This is a genomic window from Streptomyces sp. NPDC002032, from assembly GCF_042890765.1.
In the GTDB taxonomy this organism is placed as follows: domain Bacteria; phylum Actinomycetota; class Actinomycetes; order Streptomycetales; family Streptomycetaceae; genus Streptomyces.
The window spans coordinates 1-16,261 of sequence record NZ_JBIASM010000020.1; the positions used below are offsets into that span (position 1 = coordinate 1).

16 protein-coding genes and 1 pseudogene are annotated in these 16,261 nt (G+C 73.4%); 9 read left to right on the forward strand and 8 right to left on the reverse strand.

Features of this window, described 5'->3' with window-relative positions; translation table 11 throughout:
- Positions 1-369: 369 nt before the first annotated feature.
- The gene (locus tag ACFYYT_RS31430) at positions 370-531 is read right to left on the reverse strand and encodes a hypothetical protein (protein ID WP_351830399.1); all 162 of its coding nucleotides are present in this window, start codon (positions 529-531) and stop codon (positions 370-372) included.
- A 315-nt stretch (positions 532-846) separates the two neighbouring features.
- On the opposite strand from ACFYYT_RS31430, the gene ACFYYT_RS31435 reads away from it, so the two are divergent.
- The 3 genes from ACFYYT_RS31435 to ACFYYT_RS31445 all read left to right on the forward strand — a co-directional run bounded on the left by ACFYYT_RS31435 (position 847) and on the right by ACFYYT_RS31445 (position 2,156).
- Positions 847-1,293: an SRPBCC domain-containing protein gene (locus ACFYYT_RS31435; RefSeq protein WP_351830396.1), complete on the forward strand. Its 447-nt coding sequence runs from the start codon at positions 847-849 to the stop codon at positions 1,291-1,293.
- The gene (locus ACFYYT_RS31440; protein WP_351830393.1) at positions 1,290-1,652 is read left to right on the forward strand and encodes a metalloregulator ArsR/SmtB family transcription factor; all 363 of its coding nucleotides are present in this window, start codon (positions 1,290-1,292) and stop codon (positions 1,650-1,652) included. The genes ACFYYT_RS31435 and ACFYYT_RS31440 overlap by 4 nt, the downstream gene beginning before the upstream one ends.
- Before the next feature lie 75 nt (positions 1,653-1,727).
- On the forward strand, positions 1,728-2,156 hold the full coding sequence (locus ACFYYT_RS31445; RefSeq protein WP_351830391.1) for a VOC family protein: 429 nt from the start codon (positions 1,728-1,730) through the stop codon (positions 2,154-2,156).
- Positions 2,157-2,265: 109 nt separating this feature from the next.
- On the opposite strand, the gene ACFYYT_RS31450 is transcribed toward ACFYYT_RS31445, so the two are convergent.
- A complete protein-coding gene (locus ACFYYT_RS31450) occupies positions 2,266-3,192 on the reverse strand; it encodes a cyclase family protein (RefSeq protein ID WP_351830403.1) in 927 nt (308 codons plus the stop codon).
- Between the two features lie 118 nt (positions 3,193-3,310).
- On the opposite strand from ACFYYT_RS31450, the gene ACFYYT_RS31455 reads away from it, so the two are divergent.
- From ACFYYT_RS31455 to ACFYYT_RS31465, 3 genes are read left to right on the forward strand one after another with little or no spacing between them, the layout of a single operon-like run.
- Positions 3,311-4,222, forward strand: a complete 912-nt coding sequence (locus tag ACFYYT_RS31455) for an SDR family NAD(P)-dependent oxidoreductase (protein ID WP_351830388.1) — start codon at positions 3,311-3,313, stop codon at positions 4,220-4,222.
- An 8-nt stretch (positions 4,223-4,230) separates the two neighbouring features.
- Entirely contained in the window at positions 4,231-5,460 is a 1,230-nt protein-coding gene (locus ACFYYT_RS31460; RefSeq protein ID WP_351830385.1) for an acyl-CoA dehydrogenase family protein, read from the forward strand.
- Positions 5,457-6,524, forward strand: coding sequence for a Zn-dependent alcohol dehydrogenase (locus tag ACFYYT_RS31465; RefSeq protein WP_351830382.1), 1,068 nt, complete (start codon positions 5,457-5,459; stop codon positions 6,522-6,524). Before ACFYYT_RS31460 ends, ACFYYT_RS31465 begins: the two co-directional genes overlap by 4 nt.
- Positions 6,525-6,637: 113 nt before the next feature.
- On the opposite strand, the gene ACFYYT_RS31470 is transcribed toward ACFYYT_RS31465, so the two are convergent.
- Positions 6,638-7,255: a flavin reductase family protein gene (locus ACFYYT_RS31470; RefSeq protein WP_351830401.1), complete on the reverse strand. Its 618-nt coding sequence runs from the start codon at positions 7,253-7,255 to the stop codon at positions 6,638-6,640.
- Positions 7,256-7,459: 204 nt separating this feature from the next.
- On the opposite strand from ACFYYT_RS31470, the gene ACFYYT_RS31475 reads away from it, so the two are divergent.
- A complete protein-coding gene (locus tag ACFYYT_RS31475; RefSeq protein WP_351830381.1) occupies positions 7,460-8,254 on the forward strand; it encodes a VOC family protein in 795 nt (264 codons plus the stop codon).
- Positions 8,255-8,274: 20 nt separating this feature from the next.
- On the opposite strand, the gene ACFYYT_RS31480 is transcribed toward ACFYYT_RS31475, so the two are convergent.
- The 3 genes from ACFYYT_RS31480 to ACFYYT_RS31490 all read right to left on the reverse strand — a co-directional run bounded on the left by ACFYYT_RS31480 (position 8,275) and on the right by ACFYYT_RS31490 (position 12,852).
- Complete coding sequence (locus ACFYYT_RS31480) at positions 8,275-9,087, reverse strand: enoyl-CoA hydratase-related protein (RefSeq protein WP_351830378.1); 813 nt, start codon at positions 9,085-9,087, stop codon at positions 8,275-8,277.
- 70 nt (positions 9,088-9,157) lie between these two features.
- Positions 9,158-11,392, reverse strand: coding sequence for an acetate--CoA ligase family protein (locus ACFYYT_RS31485; RefSeq protein ID WP_351830376.1), 2,235 nt, complete (start codon positions 11,390-11,392; stop codon positions 9,158-9,160).
- 173 nt (positions 11,393-11,565) lie between these two features.
- The gene (locus ACFYYT_RS31490; RefSeq protein WP_351830374.1) at positions 11,566-12,852 is read right to left on the reverse strand and encodes an NAD(P)/FAD-dependent oxidoreductase; all 1,287 of its coding nucleotides are present in this window, start codon (positions 12,850-12,852) and stop codon (positions 11,566-11,568) included.
- A gap of 182 nt (positions 12,853-13,034) precedes the next feature.
- On the opposite strand from ACFYYT_RS31490, the gene ACFYYT_RS31495 reads away from it, so the two are divergent.
- Entirely contained in the window at positions 13,035-13,487 is a 453-nt protein-coding gene (locus ACFYYT_RS31495; RefSeq protein ID WP_351830372.1) for a DoxX family membrane protein, read from the forward strand.
- Complete coding sequence (locus ACFYYT_RS31500; RefSeq protein WP_351830370.1) at positions 13,484-13,924, forward strand: Zn-ribbon domain-containing OB-fold protein; 441 nt, start codon at positions 13,484-13,486, stop codon at positions 13,922-13,924. Before ACFYYT_RS31495 ends, ACFYYT_RS31500 begins: the two co-directional genes overlap by 4 nt.
- 35 nt (positions 13,925-13,959) lie before the next feature.
- Here the strand turns inward: ACFYYT_RS31500 and ACFYYT_RS31505 are convergent, their stop codons facing one another.
- Both ACFYYT_RS31505 and ACFYYT_RS31510 read right to left on the reverse strand, forming a co-directional pair.
- The gene (locus ACFYYT_RS31505) at positions 13,960-14,619 is read right to left on the reverse strand and encodes a pyridoxal 5'-phosphate synthase (RefSeq protein ID WP_351830367.1); all 660 of its coding nucleotides are present in this window, start codon (positions 14,617-14,619) and stop codon (positions 13,960-13,962) included.
- A 477-nt stretch (positions 14,620-15,096) separates the two neighbouring features.
- Positions 15,097-16,189 (reverse strand): annotated as a pseudogene (locus ACFYYT_RS31510) (IS701 family transposase).
- Positions 16,190-16,261 lie beyond the last annotated feature (72 nt).

Below are 16,261 nucleotides of genomic sequence, written 5' to 3' on the forward strand. Positions count from 1 at the left end.
GTGATCCTGCTGGAGCGCGTCCAGGTCACCCGTGAACTGCGGAATCGTGCACGGATTGATCGGTACGTGATCGGTCACTTCTGCCCCGCCCCCGGAGGTCGACCCCTTATTGTCGTGCCCCTGTCTACCTGGGGGGAGTTCCGGGCGCAAACGCATAGGGCGGCCTTCGGCCGGTCAGGGCAGGGAGTAGTGGCTGACGGGGCGTACGCGCCATTCGGGGCGGGTGCCGTCGCGCAGGACGATGCTGAAGCCGGCGGGTTCGCCGCGGTGGAGGGCGGCCAGGGCCTGGACGCGGCCGCCGCCGTCGGCCCAGGCCAGGGCGCGGGTGACTTCGTCGGGGGTCAGGGCGAAGGGGTGGGTGGTCCGGATCTAAAGCCGGATCAGGCGGACGGCGTGCTCGGGGGTGTCCAGCATGACCCGGTAGAGCAGTTCGGGTGCCCCGCCGTATGCGTCCCGGTGGCACAGGGACTCGAACCAGTAGCCGGTTCGGAGGGCCGCGGCGTGGGCCGGGGGGTCGGGGTGCGCGTGCATGTGCGGCGCCCCAGATCGCCGTCGAGGTCGTCCTGTCGGCGTCCCGGGTGACCGTCTGCGTCTACGACTGCGAGCCCGGGCGGCGGCCGCAGCCCGGGCCGGCCGGGCTCCCCGCGACCCGGGGCCGGGGGCTCCTGCTCGTCGCAGCCTTCGCGGACGACTGGACGGCGGTCGCGCAGGGGGACTGCGTCAAGGCCGTCTGGTTCAGCTTCGCGGTGGATGACGGCCCGCCTGACCCGCAACCGTCGGGTTGCTCATGAGCGGGGAACGTGCAACCCTGGAGTTGCATCATTGGTTCGAGAGAAGAGGCTCGTCATGATCCAGGACCGGATCGAACGCGAAACCCTGATCGAAGCGCCCCTGGAGCGGGTCTGGTCGCTGGTGACCGAACCCGGCTTCTGGGTGGCGGAACCGGAGGCCGCGGCCGGCACCGTCGCCCGCGAGGGCGAGTCGACGCTCGCCAAGAACGCCGAGTACGGGGACTTCCCGGTGCGCGTGGAGAAGGTCGACCCGCAGACGTACGTCGCCTACCGCTGGGCCAGCGCCTTCCCCGGCCAGGACCTGCGCGAGGACAACAGCACCCTCGTGGAGTTCACCCTGACCCCCGAGGGCGACAAGACGCGGCTGCGAGTGGTCGAGAGCGGCTTCGCGGCGCTCGCCGGCTCCGACGAGCTGCGCGGCAAGGCGCTGGAGGACAACACCGGCGGCTGGCCCCAGGTGCTCGGCGCGTTCAAGGCGCGGGCGGAGGGGTCCTCGGCGTGACGGAGGCCCACCCGGCCGACGGCGTCGACGGCGTCGACGCCGTCCTCGCCGCGCTGGCCGACCCCACGCGGCGGCTGCTGCTCGACCTCCTCGCGGCGCGGGGCGAGGCCACCGCGACCACGCTGGCCGGGGGGGTCCCCGTATCGCGCCAGGCGGTGGTCAAGCACCTGGCAGTGCTGGAGGCCGCGGGCCTGGTGAGCGGCGGCCGGGTGGGGCGCGAGGTGCGGTACGCGGTCCGGCCCGCGGCCCTGGACGCGACGGCCCGCTGGATGGCGGCCCTGGCCGCCGACTGGGACCGCCGCCTGGCCCGGATCAAGCGCCTGGCCGAGCTCCCGGAGCCGCCGGACCGGGGAGTGTAAGGGTCGTACCCGCCCTCGCCTCAAGGGCAACGGGCGGGTAAGGGCGCCTTGTTGGGCTCCTGTTAGGGTGCGCCGATGTCATCGGTGAAGAAGGTCCAGATCACTTTCGACTGCGCCGAACCCGAGCGCGTCGGCCGCTTCTGGTGCGAGGTGCTGGGGTACGTCGCCCAGCCGCCCCCGGCGGGCTTCGCCACGTGGGAGGAGTTCGAGGACTCGCGGCCGCCCGCCGAGCGGGGTTCGTGGTTCGCCTGTAGCGACCCCTCGGGGGTGGGCCCGCGGCTGTACTTCCAGCGGGTGCCCGAGGGCAAGGCCGCCAAGAACCGGGTGCACATCGACGTACGGGTGGGCACCGGGCTCATGGGCGCGGAGCGGGTGGCCGCGCTGGAGGCCGAGTGCGCGCGGCTGATCCCCTTCGGTGCGGTCCGCGTACGGCTCCTGTCCGACGAGCACGACTCGTGCCTGGTGATGCAGGACGTCGAGGGCAACGAGTTCTGCCTCGACTGAGCGGTCGGGTCCGGCGGCCGGGACCGGCGGGAAGGCGCCCGGCCGCTGCCGCGGGGGCGGTCCGGGCGGCTGCCCTCCCCCCGCGGCGGCGCCCGCCCGGCCGGAGGGATCAGAGCACCGCGACCGGGGCGACCGGGGTGCCCGTGCCGCCGACGAAGGGTTCCGGCATCGCGGAGAGCAGGAACGTGTGGCGGCCCGCTTCCGCACAGGCTGTGGACAGTTCCTCCAGGTTCCAGTTCTGGCCCTGGTGCATGCCCATCTCGACCAGGTGCAGGGCGTGCACCGGCAGCCACAGGTTCTCGATCTCCGGCGGGAAGATCTCGAAGGTCAGGGTGTCGTTCGCGACCGCCGCGACGTCGCGGGCGTGGAACCACTCCGGGGTGTGCACGGACAGGCCGGGGGACGGGTACCCGTACCCGTGCTTGTCGCCCGCGAGGTAGACCTGGACCTGCCCGGTGCGGACGAGTACGACGTCGCCCGCCCGGACGGTGACCCCGGCGAACTCCTCCGCCTGCGCCAGGTCCCCCGGCGTGACGGCGTGGCCCCCCGGCAGCCGGTCCAGGCCCTTCGCGCGGGCCACGTCCAGCAGGACCCCGCGCGAGACGATGGGGGTGGCCTTCTCGATGCCGCTGAACTCGGCGCGCGCGTGGGCGGTGATCGTGGACGCCGGGCGGCCGTTGTAGATCCGGCCCGAGTGGGAGACGTGCGTCAGGGCGTCCCAGTGGGTGGCCGACTGGAGGCCCATCGTCACGGCGTCGTCGCTGCACGCCACCGTTCCGGGGCCGAACAGCTCCTGGTTGATCTGGACCATGGTGTGCAGCGGGTTGATCCGGCCGGGGATCATCCCGGACTGCACCCCGTCCTCCTTGAGGGGCAGCGCCAGGGGGATCCGGCGGCCCGTGCGGACCTCGGCGGCGGCCGCCCGGACGACCTCCCCGGTGATCAGGTTCAGGGTGCCGATCTCGTCGTCGGCGCCCCAGCGGCCCCAGTTGTTGACGCGCTTGGCGATCTCGTGGAACTCGGGGGGCAGGGTCATGGTTTCCATCAGCTCCTGGCGGGTGCGGCGGGCAACAGGGCAACGGGGGCTTGTGCGAAGGGATCCGGCTGGTCATAGAATCTAACGGACCGTCAGAAAACGCGGGAAGGGGCCGGACGTGGGGAACTTCTTGGCAGGCAAGGTCGTCGCCGTCACCGGCGCGGGCCGGGGCATCGGGCGGGCCGTGGCACTCGCCGCCGCCGCCGAGGGCGCCCGGGTCGTCGTCAACGACTACGGCGTCGGGATCGAGGGCGGCGAGCCCACCAGCGAGATAGCCGAGGCCGTGGTGAAGGAGATCACCGCGGCCGGCGGACAGGCCGTGGCCGTCGCGGACGACATCTCCACCATGGCGGGCGGCCAGCGCGTCATCGACACCGCCCTCGCCGAGTACGGGCGCATCGACGGCGTCGTCTGCGTCGCCGGGATCCTGCGCGAACGGATGCTGTTCAACATGTCCGAGGCCGAATGGGACCCGGTGGTCGCCACGCACCTCAAGGGCACCTTCACCCTCTTCCGGGCCGCCTCCGCCGTCATGCGCAAACAGGGCACCGGCACCCTCATCGGCTTCACCAGCGGCAACCACCAGGGATCCGTCGCCCAGGCCAACTACAGCGCCGCCAAGGGCGGGATCATCTCCCTCGTCCGCAGCGCCGCCCTCGGCCTCCACAAGTACGGGGTCACCGCCAACGCCGTCGCCCCCGTCGCCCGCACCCGCATGTCGGCCAACGTGCCCATGGAGCTGAAGGAGATCGGCGAGCCCGAGGACGTCGCCGCCCTCGTCACCTACCTGCTCAGCGACCGGGCCAGGGGCGAGGGCATCACCGGGCAGGTCTACACGATCGCCGGCCCCAAGATCGCCGTCTGGGCCCAGCCCCGCGAACTGCGCGCCGCCTACGCCGACGGCGCCTGGACCCCGGAGAAGATCGCCGACTTCCTGCCCGGCTCGGTGGGCACCGACCCGATGCCCCTGCTCGCGCAGCTCGAAGCCATGGCCAAGGCGGCGGCCGCCAAGGACCGCCCCAACACATAGGGAGCGGCGTGGACTTCAGCTTCGGGGTCGCGGACGAGCAGCTGCGCGTCCGGGCCCGCGCATGGCTCACCGACCACCTCGTGGGCCCGTACGGCCGGGCCCGCGGCCTCGGCGGCCCGGGCAGCGAACACCAAGGGGCCGCCGTCCGCCGCGACTGGGAGCGCGAGCTGGGCCGCGGCGGCTGGATCGGCCAGGGCTGGGAGGTCCCCGACGGCGCCTACGGGCAGCGCCGGCTCTCCCTGACCGGCCAGGTGGTGTGGGCCGAGGAGTACGCGGCGCTGCGCGCGCCCGGCCGCGTCGGCCACATCGGGGAGAACCTCCTCGCGCCCACCCTCATCGCCTACGGGACCCCCGAACAGCAGGGCCGCCACCTGCCCGGCATCGCCCGCGGGGAGGAGCTGTGGTGCCAGGGCTACAGCGAGCCCGGCGCCGGATCCGACCTCGCCGGGATCCGTACGGCGGCCGTCCGCGACCCGGCCGACGGGCGCCACCGCGTCACCGGGCAGAAGATCTGGACCTCCCTCGCCCACGACGCCGACTGGTGCTTCGTCCTGGCCCGCACCGAAGCGGGCTCGCGCCGCCACCACGGCCTGTCCTTCCTCCTCGTACGGATGGACCAGCCCGGCCGGATCGAGGTCCGGCCGATCCGGCAGATGTCCGGCACGGCGGAGTTCAACGAGGTCTTCTTCGACGGCGCCGTCGCCGAGGAGAGCGTCGGCGGCGAGGGCAACGGCTGGACCGTCGCCATGGGCCTGCTCGCCCTCGAACGCGGGGTCTCCACCCTCGTCCAGCAGATCGGTTTCGCCGCCGAGCTGGAACGCGTCGTCCACGCCTACGCGGCCTGCGGCGCCCCGGACCCCGTCCTGCGCGAACGCCTCGTACGGCAGTGGGCCGAGCTGCGCACCATGCGGTGGAACGCCCTGCGCACCCTGGGGGCGGCCGGGGAGCCGGGCGGAGCCGATCCGGGCGCGGCCGATCCGGGCGCGCCCAGCGTGGCCAAGCTGCTGTGGGGCGGCTGGCACCGGCGGCTCGGGGAGCTGGCCGTCGCGGTCCGGGGCGCGGCGGCGACGGCCGGGCCGGGGCCCTGGGCGCAGGGGGTCCCGTACGAGGACGGGCTCGACGAGGAGCAGCGCCTGTTCCTGTTCACCCGGGCCGACACGATCTACGGCGGTTCGGACGAGATCCAGCGGAACATCATCGCCGAGCGCGTGCTCGGCCTGCCTAAGGAGCCCAGGTGAGAGGCGTCGTGTTCGACGGCAAGCAGGCCCAGGTGGTCGACGACCTGGAGGTCCGGGACCCCGGGCCGGGGGAGGTGCTGGTCGCGGTGTCGGCGGCGGGGCTGTGCCACAGCGACCTGTCGGTGATCGACGGGACGATCCCCTTCCCGCCGCCGGTGGTGCTCGGGCACGAGGGCGCCGGGGTGGTGGAGGCGGTCGGCGCGGGCGTCACGCACGTGGGGCCGGGCGACCACGTGTCCCTGTCCACGCTCGCCAACTGCGGGGCGTGCGCGGACTGCGACCGGGGCCGGCCGACGATGTGCCGCAAGGCGATCGGCATGCCCGGGCAGCCCTTCTCGCGGGGCGGCAAGCCACTGTTCCAGTTCGCCTCGAACTCGGCGTTCGCGGAGCGCACGCTCGTCAGGGCCGTCCAGGCCGTGAAGATCCCCGAGGACATCCCGACGGCCTCGGCCGCGCTGATCGGCTGCGGGGTGCTGACGGGCGTCGGCGCCGTCCTGAACCGGGCGAAGGTGGGCCAGGGGGAGTCGGTGGTGGTCATCGGCACCGGCGGGATCGGCCTGAACGTCCTGCAAGGGGCTCGGATCGCGGGGGCCGGGACCATCGTGGCGGTCGACGCGAACCCGGCGAAGGAGGCGGTGGCCCGGCGCTTCGGGGCCACGCACTTCATCGACGCCTCGGCCGTGCCGGACGCCCCGGCGGCCGTCCGCGAGGTCCTGCCGACGGGCGCGGACCACGCCTTCGAGTGCGTGGGCAGCGTCGGGCTGATCCGGCAGGCGATCGACCTGCTGGACCGGCACGGGCAGGCGGTGCTGCTGGGCGTGCCGGGCTTCAAGGAGGAGGCGTCGTTCCTCGTCTCGTCCATGTACCTGGACAAGACGATCATGGGCTGCCGGTACGGGTCCTCGCGTCCGCAGCGCGACATCGCCCTGTACGCCGAGCTCTACCGGCAGGGCCGGCTGCTGCTGGACGAACTGGTCACGGAGGTCTACCCGGTCGAGGACTTCGCGAAGGCCGTGGACGACGCCCGGCACGGCCGGGTGGCGCGCGGGGTGCTCACCTTCTGATCCGGGTGCGCGTGCGCGGCCCCGCCCTCCCCGGGCGGGGCCGCGCTGCGCTGCTTTTCGCTGCCTCGCGCGTACGAGGCCGCGAGGCTGCGAGGCCACGCGGCTACGAGGCCCTATTCGCCCTCGGCCAGGCGGCCGAAGCGGCCCTTGTGGAAGAGGAGCGGGCCGCCCTCGCCGGCCGCGCCCATGGCCTCGACCCGGCCGACGACGATCAGGTGGTCCCCGCCGGTGTGGACGGCGTGGATCCGGCAGTCGATCCAGGCGGGCACGTCCGCGAGCTGCGGCGATCCGGTGGCCGGGGCGGGCCGGTGGGCGACGCCCGCGAACTTGTCGGCGCCGCTGACGGCGAAGGCCCGGCACAGCGCGCCCTGTTCGGCACCGAGGACGTTGACGCAGAACACTCCGGCGCGGGCGATCCGCGGCCAGGTGGTGGACGTACGGGCGACCATGAAGGTGACCAGGGGCGGGTCGAGGGAGAGCGAGGCGAAGGACTGGCAGGCGAAGCCGGCCGGTTCCTCGCCGGGCCCGGCGGGCGGGGCGGTGACGATCGTGACCCCGCTGGCGAAGTTGCCGAGGACGGCCCGGAACTCGGCGGGGCTGACGGGCGCCCGCTCGTCCTCCCCGACGGCCCGCAGGTCGGGGCGGGGCAGGGCGTCGACGCGATCGGGCTCCGGCCCCGCGGAGGTGGGGGAGCCGACCGACCTGAGGTATCGGACGACGGTGGCCGCCATCCCTGCGTGTCCCATCACACGACGATTGAACCTGACGGAGTGTCAGATGTGAAGGGGTGCGCAGGTGCGCAGCCCCGGGCGCCTCCGCCCCCCCCGTTCCCCCGTACGGGTGGAACGGGTCCTCCCGCACGGCCCGTACGGGCCCGCGTGCGCGGCGGCTCGGCATCGTGTCGGGCGGTACCCGCAGACATCCCAGGAGGCATCATGCTCGGCACCGACTTCCGCACCGGATCGCCCAACTGGCTCGACCTCGGCAGCCCCGACACCGAGGCCGCCGCCGCCTTCTACGGCCGCGTCTTCGGCTGGGAGTTCACCTCCGCCGGACCCGAGGGCGGCGGCTACGGCTTCTTCCAGACGGACGGCAAGACCGTCGCCGCGCTGGGCCCGCTCACCGAGGAGGGCGCGAGGTCCGCCTGGATGGTCCACTTCCAGAGCCCCGACGTGCGGGCCACCGCCCAGGGCGTCCGCGACGGCGGTGGAACGGTGCGGATGGAGCCCATGGACGTCATGGGAGAGGGCTGGCTGGCCCAGTTCACCGACCCGCAGGGCGCCGAGTTCGCCTGCTGGCAGCCCGGCAGGAACGGCGGCCTCGGGGTGGCCTCCGCCGAGAACTCCCTGGTCTGGGTGGAGCTGCACGTGCCGGACCCGCTCGCGGACATCGCCTTCTACGCCTCCCTCTTCGGGTGGCGGCACTCCGAGATGCAGGCGCCCGGCATGCTGTACCGGGTCCTCAGCATCGCGGACGGCGACCAGGAGCAGGGCTCCTTCGGCGGGGTCGCGCCCCAGGGCGAGGGGGCGGGCGCCGGATCCGACGAGACGCCCCGGTGGGTCCCGTACTTCCACGTGAGCGACGTGGACGCCACCGTGAGCAGGATCGAGGACGGCGGCGGCGAGGTCCTCATGCCCGCGGCGGACGTCCCCGAGGTCGGCCGGATCGCCTGGGTCACGGACCCGGCCGGCGCGGTCTTCGCCCTGCTGAAGCCGGACCCGCGGATGTGACGAGGCGGACGGCCCGGATCTCAGCGCCCCCGGAACTTCGGCGTCCGGCGCTCCACGAAGCCGGCCACGCCCTCGTGCGCGTCGGCGGTGCTCATGTTCAGCTCCTGGGCGGCGGCCTCGGCGGCCAGGGCGGTCGCCCGGTCCCCGTCCAGGGAGGCGTTGACCAGCTGCTTGGTGAGCGCCAGGGCGCGGGTCGGGCCCTGCGCGAGGCGCTCCGCCCAGGAGCGGGCGGCCGCCTCCAGCTCCTCGTCGGGGACCACCTTGTTGACGAGCCCGAGGCGGGCCGCCTCGTCCGCCGCCACGGCGTCCCCGAAGAACATCAGCTCCTTGGCCTTCTGCGGCCCCAGGAGGCGGGGCAGCAGGTACGCGCCGCCGCCGTCGGGGACCAGGCCCCGGCGGACGAACACCTCGATGAACCGGGCCCCTTCGGCGGCGATGACGAGGTCGCAGGCGAGGGCGAGGTGGGCGCCGATGCCGGCGGCGGTGCCGTTGACGGCGGCGATGACGGGCTTCTCGCAGTCCAGGACGGCGGTGATCAGCCGCTGCGCCCCGAGCCGGATCATCCGGGCCACGTCCCCCGCGACGCGCTCGGTGGCGGGGGCCGCCGGGGCGCCGCGCAGGTCGGCGCCCGCGCAGAACCCCTTGCCGGTGGCGGTGAGGACCACCGCCCGTACGTCCGGATCGGCACTGGCCCCGGCGAGCAGGGCGATGATCCGCTCGCGCTGGTCCCGGTTGACGGCGTTCATGGCCTCGGGGCGGTTGAGGGTGATCCACGAGACCCCGCTGTCGATGCGGTGGAGGATCTCGTCGCCGTCGGCGGCGTCGCTGGCCATGGGGTGAACTCCCTTTCGGATCCGCGGTGGGTGCCGCGCGGTGGTGGGGACTGCCGGGCGGTGTGCCGGGTCAGCGGCAGATGGCCAGGGCGTCCAGGGCCACCGCGCCCTGGCCGCGGGGGAGGACCATCAGCGGGTTGATGTCCAGTTCGGACAGGACGTCGCCCAGTTCCAGCGCCATCCGCTGGACCCGGAGGATGACCTCCACCAGCGCGTCGACGTCGGCGGGCGGGGCGCCCCGGACGCCCTCCAGGAGGGGGTGGCCGCGCAGCTCGGTCAGCATGTGGCGGGCCTGGTCCTCCCCGAAGGGCGGGACGCGGACCGCCGCGTCGCGCAGGACCTCGACCAGGACGCCGCCGAGACCGACGGTGACGGTGGGGCCGAAGAGGTCGTCCTGGGTGACGCCGACGACCATTTCGACGCCCCGTTCGACCATCTGGCAGACCAGGACCCCGTCCAGCGGGACGTTCTCGTAGCGGGCTATGTCGGTGAGCTCGCGGTAGGCGTCGCGGATCTGGCTCGCCGAGGTGAGCCCGATCTTGACCAGGCCGAGCTCGGTCTTGTGGCCGAGCTGGGGGCCCGAGGCCTTCATGACGACCGGGTAGCCGACCAGGCCCGCCGCGCGGACGGCGGCCGCCGCGCTGGTGACGAGCTGTTCGCGGGGCACCCGTATCCCATAGGCGCGCAGCAGCTGTTTCGCGGCGTGCTCGCTGAGCTGCTGGCCGGGCCGCATCAGGGCGTGGGCCTTGCGGAAGGAGGGGGAGGGGGTGCGGGGGGCCTCGTCGAAGGGGGAGCGGTAGGCGGCGGTGAAGCGGTGGTGGCCGAGGTAGGCGCGGACGGCGGTGATGCAGTTGCCGAAGGTGCGGAACGTGGCCACGCGGGAGGAGCCGAGGAGGGTGGTGCGGTAGGCGTCCTCGGTGCCGACGGGGGAGCCCCAGATCACGCAGATCAGCTTGTCCGTCTGCTCGGCCGCCTCGACCAGGTCCTGGGCGAGCCTGTCGCTCATCGGCGGGAAGGGGCCGGTGATGGGGCAGATCAGGACGCCGACGGAGGGGTCGGCGAGGAGCGCGTCGATGATCTTGCGGCCGCGCCAGTCGCCGACGGGGTGGCCGCCGTTGTCGACGGGGTTGGAGACGCCCAGGTAATCGGGGATCCACTGGTGGAGCTCGCGCTGCTTGTCCTCGGAGAGGGTGGGCAGGGTCAGGCCCGCCTCGGTGGCCAGGTCGGAGAAGTGGGCGCCGGTGCCGCCGGAGATGGAGTAGACGACGACCCCCTCGGCCCGCGGGGGCCGGGCGCGGGCCAGCAGGGCGGCGGTGTCCTGCAGCTCGTCGAGCCCGTCGACGCGGATCACCCCGAACTGGCGCATGGCGGCGTCCACCACGGTGTCGGCGCCGGTGAGCTTGCCGGTGTGGGAGGCGGCCATGCGGGCGCCGGTCTCGGTGCGGCCCACCTTGACGGCGACGACGGGGACGCCGTTGCGGGCGGCGCGGTCGGCGGCGAGGAGGAACTGGCGGCCGTCCTTGAGCCCCTCGACGTAGCAGGCGATGGCTCCGACCTCGGGCTGCTCGGCGAAGTAGGAGATGAAGTCGGAGGTCTCCAGATCGGCCTCGTTGCCCGTCGGCGCCCAGTGCGACAGCCGGATGCCCAGCTCCTGGAGGGTGTAGACGGGCCGGCCCTGGTGGCCGGACTGGGTGATGAGGGCGATGGCCGGGCCGTCGAGGTCCGCGCGGAACTCCTCGAAGGCGTTGAGGTTGGTGTTGGGGCCCAGCAGCCGCAGTCCCGAGCGCTTGACGGCGGAGGCGAGGCGGGCCTGTGCGGCGGCGCCGGCTTCTCCGGTCTCGGCGAAGCCGGAGGCGAAGGCCACCGCGAATTTCACCTTCGTGTCGGCCAGTTGCTCGATGACGGGGAGCGGGTCGGAGACCAGCAGGACGGCGAGGTCGACCTGTTCGGGCAGGTCGGCGACCGAGGCGTGGCAAGGCAGCCCGAATACGGTGGCGCGGGTGGGGTGCACCGGGTGGATGCGGGCGCCGACGCGCCCGGCCCAGGCGATGAGCTGCCGCGTGATGCCCGTGTTCGGTCTGCCGTCGGCGTCCGAGGCGCCGACGACGGCCACGGACTCGGGCCGGAAGAACCGGTCCAGGTCGGGCACATCGGAGTGCAGGGGCCGTCCGCTGACGTCCAGCTCGGCCGCGTCCCCGCCGGCCGGGGCCGCCGTGGAGTGGACGGCCGTCCTGGGGGTCTCCCCGCAGGCCTCGACACGTGCGCGGAAGTCGGTGGTGAGGGTGCCGTGAGTAGATCCAAGCATCGTTCCGCCCGCTCCTGCTCGATGAACCTCGATGAAATCCATAGCTGACGCGTAGTCAGATTACTGAACTGACGCGCCGTCAGGAACAGGGATGCGCAGGAAAGGTGGTGGAGGTGATGTGTGTGCCAGAACGGTGGCAGAACCGCCCGGGGAGGGGCCAGACCCGTTTCGGCCTACGCGGGCGACCCCGCGCGCCGGCTCCGGCGGCCCTGGCGGCCCTGGCTCCTCTGGCTGTCCTGGCGGCTCTGACGGTCATGGGGGCTCTGGGGGCTCTGGCGGTCCCTCCGCTCCCGGCGCTCCCGCCGGTCCCGCCGGGCCAGCGCCCGGGCGATCCGCTCCGCGTCCCGGGCCAGCTCGCGCAGCATCCCGCTGATCGGGTTCGTGTACCCGGTGAAGTACAGCCCGGGCGCCCCTGCGGGGGTCCGCGGCCCGTGGACGAGGGGCCGCCCGCGCCCGTCCAGCACCCCGAGGTGCCCCACCAGTCCCTCCAGCCCCCGCCGGTACCCCGTCGCCGCGATCACCGCGTCCGGGCCGATCCGCGTACCGTCCGCCAGCACCACCGCGTCCCCGTCGAAGGAGGCGACCGCCGCCACCGGCTCCACCCGGCCCCGGCGCACCGCGTCGATCAGCCCCACGTCCTGCACCGGCACCGCCCCCTGCCGTACCCGCGTGTACAGACCGGCCGTCGGCCGCGGCAGCCCGTACGCCGACAGGTCCGGTACGGAGACCCGCGCGACCAGCGCCCCCAGCCGGTCCACCACCCGCACCGGCAGCCGGCGCACCAGGATCCCCGTCCGCTGCGCCGGCCACCCGGCCGTCGAGCGGCGCACGAGGTGCGGCGGGGTGCGCACGGCGAGCCGCACCCGGGTCGCCCCGCCCTCGACGAGGTCCACGGCTATCTCGGCCCCGGTGTTGCCCACGCCGACGACCAGCACGTCCTGCCCGGCGTACGGGCCCGGCTCGCGGTACGCGCAGGCGTGCAGCAGTCGCCCGGTGTACCCGCCGAGGCCCGGCCAGTCGGGCAGCGCCGGGGTGTGGTTGAAGCCGGTGGCCACGACCACCGCCCCCGCCGCCAGCACCCGCCCGCCCGAGGCGTGCAGGGTCCAGCCCGCCCCGTCGGCGGCGGGCTCGATCCGGGTCACCTCGACGCCCGTGACCAGCTCCAGCTCGTGGAACTCGGCGTACTTCTCCAGGTAGCGCACCACGTCCGCGCGGGCCACCCAGCGCCCGAACCGGCGCGGGATCGCCAGCCCGGGCAGGGCCGACAGGCGCCGCGTGGTGTGCAGCCGCAGCCGCTCGTAGTGGCCCCGCCAGGACGCGCCGACGGAGTCGGCCCGCTCGACGACCACGGCGCGCACCCCGCGGGCGCGCAGCGCGGCGGCGACGGCGAGGCCGCCGGGACCCGCGCCGATCACGTACACGGGGCGGGGCTGGGTACTGGTCAGGTCGGGCTCGGACATGAGGAGTGAGCGTATCGACACACAGCGTTGATGGGTCTCGGACGAGCAGGGAATCGATTGCGGATCGATCACGGCGGCCGCCCGGCGGGCCGCGGGGGCCTTGCGGGATCGGCCCCGATCGGCTGAACTGACGTACCGTCAGATCGATGGGTCGAGTGGGTGAGTGAGTGGGTGGGTGAGGGATGCAGACCATCTGGCTCAGCGGCGCCGAATGGCTCGCCGTGCTGCGCGTGGGACTCGGCCTGTGGTGGCTGGAGAGCTGGCGCCACAAGGACAAGAAGGGCTGGTTCGAGCGCGGCACCGGCATCGCCTGGGCCGCCGACGTCGCGGGCAAGCACCGCTGGCCCTTCGTCCGGAGCGGCTTCGCGAAGGTCGTCCAGCCCCGCCCCCGGCTGATGGCGTACGTCGTCGTCTACGCCGAACTCGCCCTGGGCCTCGGCCTGGTGCTTGGCTTCCTCACCCCGGTGGCCCTGGCCGGCGGACTCCTGCTGAACCTGCTGTACCTGGTGCTGATGATCCACGACTGGGCCGAGCAGGGACAGAACGCCATGATGGCGCTGATCTCGCTCGTCGCCCTCTTCGCCATGGCCTGGCAGACCTGGTCCCTCGACGCGTCGATCGGAATCTTCCTGTGAGCACCGACGCCGCCCCCGCCCCCCGCCACGACCTCCCCGAGGCCGACGACTTCACCCGCCCCTACTGGGACGCCGCCGCCCGGGGCCGCCTCCTGCTGCGCCGCTGCGCCGACTGCGGGCGCGCCCACCACTACCCCCGCGAGTTCTGCCCGTCCTGCTGGGCCGGCGAGGACCGGGTGTCCTGGGAGGCGGCGAGCGGCCGCGCGACCCTCTACACCTGGTCGGTGATCCACCGCAACGACCTCCCGCCGTTCGGCGGCCGCGTCCCGTACGCCGCCGCCGTCGTCGACCTCGCGGAGGGCCCGCGGATGATGACGGAGGTCGTCGACTGCCCGTACGCGGACCTCCGCATCGGCATGGACCTGGACGTCACCTTCCGCGAGGCGGCGGAAGGCGTCCACGTGCCCGTTTTCCGCAAGGCCGGCCCGCGGGCCTGACCCCGGGCCGCGGCCCTGACCCCGGCCCGCAGCCCCTACGGCCAGAGGAGCTCGCGCGTCCACGCCCCATCGGCGGTGCGGCGGTAGCGCAGGCGGATGTGGCGGCGGGCGGCGTCGCCCTGGAAGAACTCCACCTCGGTGGGTTCGAGGACGTACCGGGTCCAGGTCGGCGCGGGGGCGTCCGGTTCTGCCCCGGCCCGCTCCCACGCCGCCTCCGAGGCCCGCACCAGCTCCTCGGCGGAGCCCAGCACCTCGCTCTGCCGCCCCGTCAGCGCGGCCGCCAGCGCCCCGCGCGAACGCACCGCCAGGTCCGCCCGGCTCTCCTCCGCCCCGCACGCGCCGACCCGGCCCCGGACCCTGACCTGCCGGCCGACGGCGGGCCAGTAGAAGCACAGGGCGGCTCCCGGGTGCGCGGCGAGCTGGCGGCCCTTGGCGCTGGTGGCGTGCGAGGCGAAGTGCCAGCCCCGCTCGTCGGCGTCGTGCAGCAGCAGGACGCGTACGTCGGGCAGCCCGTCGGCGTCCACCGTGGCCAGGCTCATCGCGTGCGGCTCGGGCTGCCCCGCCCGCGCGGCGAGCACGAACCAGTCCCGGAACAGCGGCAGCGGCCCGTCCGGAGCGCTCGCGGGATCGAAGCCGGGAAGCTGGGTGTCCCACACCCGCAGGGAGTGCAGGGTGGTGTGGAAGTCGCTGGTCATGCGCCCAGGCTAGGGGGGCGGGGGGTGGGGCGGGGTCTTTGCTGGGCGGGATCAGGGAGGGTTTGGGGGTTTCCCGGCAGTCTTCGTCCTTCCGTGTCGTGCCGGTCCCTCAAGGGCGCTCCTTCGTCGCGTCGCTTCGCGATGGCCTTCGGCCACCCTTGACCGACCGTCCCGCCACGGAAAAACGAAGACTGCCGGGAAACCCCCAAAAGAACGTTCACGGGGCAGTGAGCCTGTCCGATCGTCATCAGGGAGCCGAGACCCCCACCGCCGAGGACACCCAGGTGGGCCCGATGCCCGGCCCTCCCAGACCAGATTCAGGGCCGGGGGCGGCCAGACCACACCAGACAGCGACCAGGACAACCGGGCGGGACATCTGGCGCATCGGATCGCTACGCGCTTCTCTCGGCATAGCGTCCGCCGGCCGTCTGTGGCCGGACATAAGCCGCTTAGTGCTCCAGCTGTAGATCGTGATCTTCATGTTTGAGTGGCTTGTCGCCGGTAGTGACTGGCTCGGGATCTGGCCTGGTGGCGACGTCGCCAGGTGGACCAGCCGAGCCGGTGGGTGGCAACGTGGGCGGGTTGGACGACGAAGGTCATGAACAGGCGTTGGATCTCGTTGCAGGTGAGCGGTACGAGGCCCGCCGGTGCGGGGTGGCGCCCCTGTTCGTCTGCGCGGACGGCGGCGAGGAAGGCGTGCGCGAGCATGGCCAGGGTGACCAGGACGGGTAGCGACGAACCTGGTGTTCGTCGAGAGCGGCCAGGCCCTTTCCGGCCTGGAAGAACTCCTCGACTCGCCATCTTGATCCGGCGACTCGTGCCAGCGTGGTCACAGGTACTGCCGTGGGCGAGTAACACCGGTAGTGGGCGAGTTCTCCGGTGCTGCGGTTGCGGCGGATCAGGAGTTGACGACTGCCGGATCGGAGGTCGGCGAGGTCGATGACGGCCCAGTCGTAGAAGCGGTGGCCTTTCGCCCCGGCCCCGGCTGAGAGCTTCCGCCAGGCCCGCCTGGTTATCTTCTTGGCCAGGGTGTCCGCGCGGAACTTGCCTGCGCCGGTGGTGACTTCGTGCGAACGGGCCACGGCGAGGACGTAGCCGGTGCCGCGTTTCTCCAGCGCGATGCGGAGATTCGGGTTGCCGCCGTAGACCTCGTCGCCCGCGACCCAGGCGGCCTGGTGGCCGGCGTCCAGGAACCGGGCCACCATTCGTGCGGCCAGTTCCGGTTTGGTGGCGAACGACACCTCTTCGCCGAGTCCGGCGGCGCGGCAGCGGTCGGGGTCGGCTATCCAGGAGCGCGGAACGTACAGTTCCCGGTCCACCGCGGCGTGCCCTCGCTGACCTGCGTAGACCAGGTAGACGGCGACCTGGGCGTTCTCGATCCGCCCGGCGGTGCCTGTGTACTGGCGCTGGACGCCGACGGTGTGCGTGCCCTTCTTCACATCGCCGGTCTCGTCGACCACCAGCACCGCCTGATCGTCGTGCGCGGTAGGTCTGACAACAGTCCAAGTACCAACCGTGCTGCACGGCGTCGGGGTTCGACGCGAGTAAACCGGCCCGCTATCCGTTTCATCAGGCTTTCGAACGTTTCCCACCAGCGAGTTCCCTCGGGCGGGAGGTCACCGACGGGTGCTCCCGCCCAAGG

What these genes read in the sequence shown, in the direction of transcription:
- ACFYYT_RS31490 (WP_351830374.1), bottom strand. Translation starts at nt 12,852, where the DNA reads ATGTCCGAGCCCGACCTGACCAGTACCCAGCCCCGCCCCGTGTACGTG.
- ACFYYT_RS31485 (WP_351830376.1), bottom strand. Translation starts at nt 11,392, where the DNA reads ATGCTTGGATCTACTCACGGCACCCTCACCACCGACTTCCGCGCACGT.
- ACFYYT_RS31445 (WP_351830391.1), top strand. Translation starts at nt 1,728, where the DNA reads ATGTCATCGGTGAAGAAGGTCCAGATCACTTTCGACTGCGCCGAACCC.
- ACFYYT_RS31475 (WP_351830381.1), top strand. Translation starts at nt 7,460, where the DNA reads ATGCTCGGCACCGACTTCCGCACCGGATCGCCCAACTGGCTCGACCTC.
- ACFYYT_RS31450 (WP_351830403.1), bottom strand. Translation starts at nt 3,192, where the DNA reads ATGACCCTGCCCCCCGAGTTCCACGAGATCGCCAAGCGCGTCAACAAC.
- ACFYYT_RS31430 (WP_351830399.1), bottom strand. Translation starts at nt 531, where the DNA reads ATGCACGCGCACCCCGACCCCCCGGCCCACGCCGCGGCCCTCCGAACC.
- ACFYYT_RS31480 (WP_351830378.1), bottom strand. Translation starts at nt 9,087, where the DNA reads ATGGCCAGCGACGCCGCCGACGGCGACGAGATCCTCCACCGCATCGAC.
- ACFYYT_RS31505 (WP_351830367.1), bottom strand. Translation starts at nt 14,619, where the DNA reads ATGACCAGCGACTTCCACACCACCCTGCACTCCCTGCGGGTGTGGGAC.
- ACFYYT_RS31470 (WP_351830401.1), bottom strand. Translation starts at nt 7,255, where the DNA reads ATGGCGGCCACCGTCGTCCGATACCTCAGGTCGGTCGGCTCCCCCACC.
- ACFYYT_RS31495 (WP_351830372.1), top strand. Translation starts at nt 13,035, where the DNA reads ATGCAGACCATCTGGCTCAGCGGCGCCGAATGGCTCGCCGTGCTGCGC.
- ACFYYT_RS31435 (WP_351830396.1), top strand. Translation starts at nt 847, where the DNA reads ATGATCCAGGACCGGATCGAACGCGAAACCCTGATCGAAGCGCCCCTG.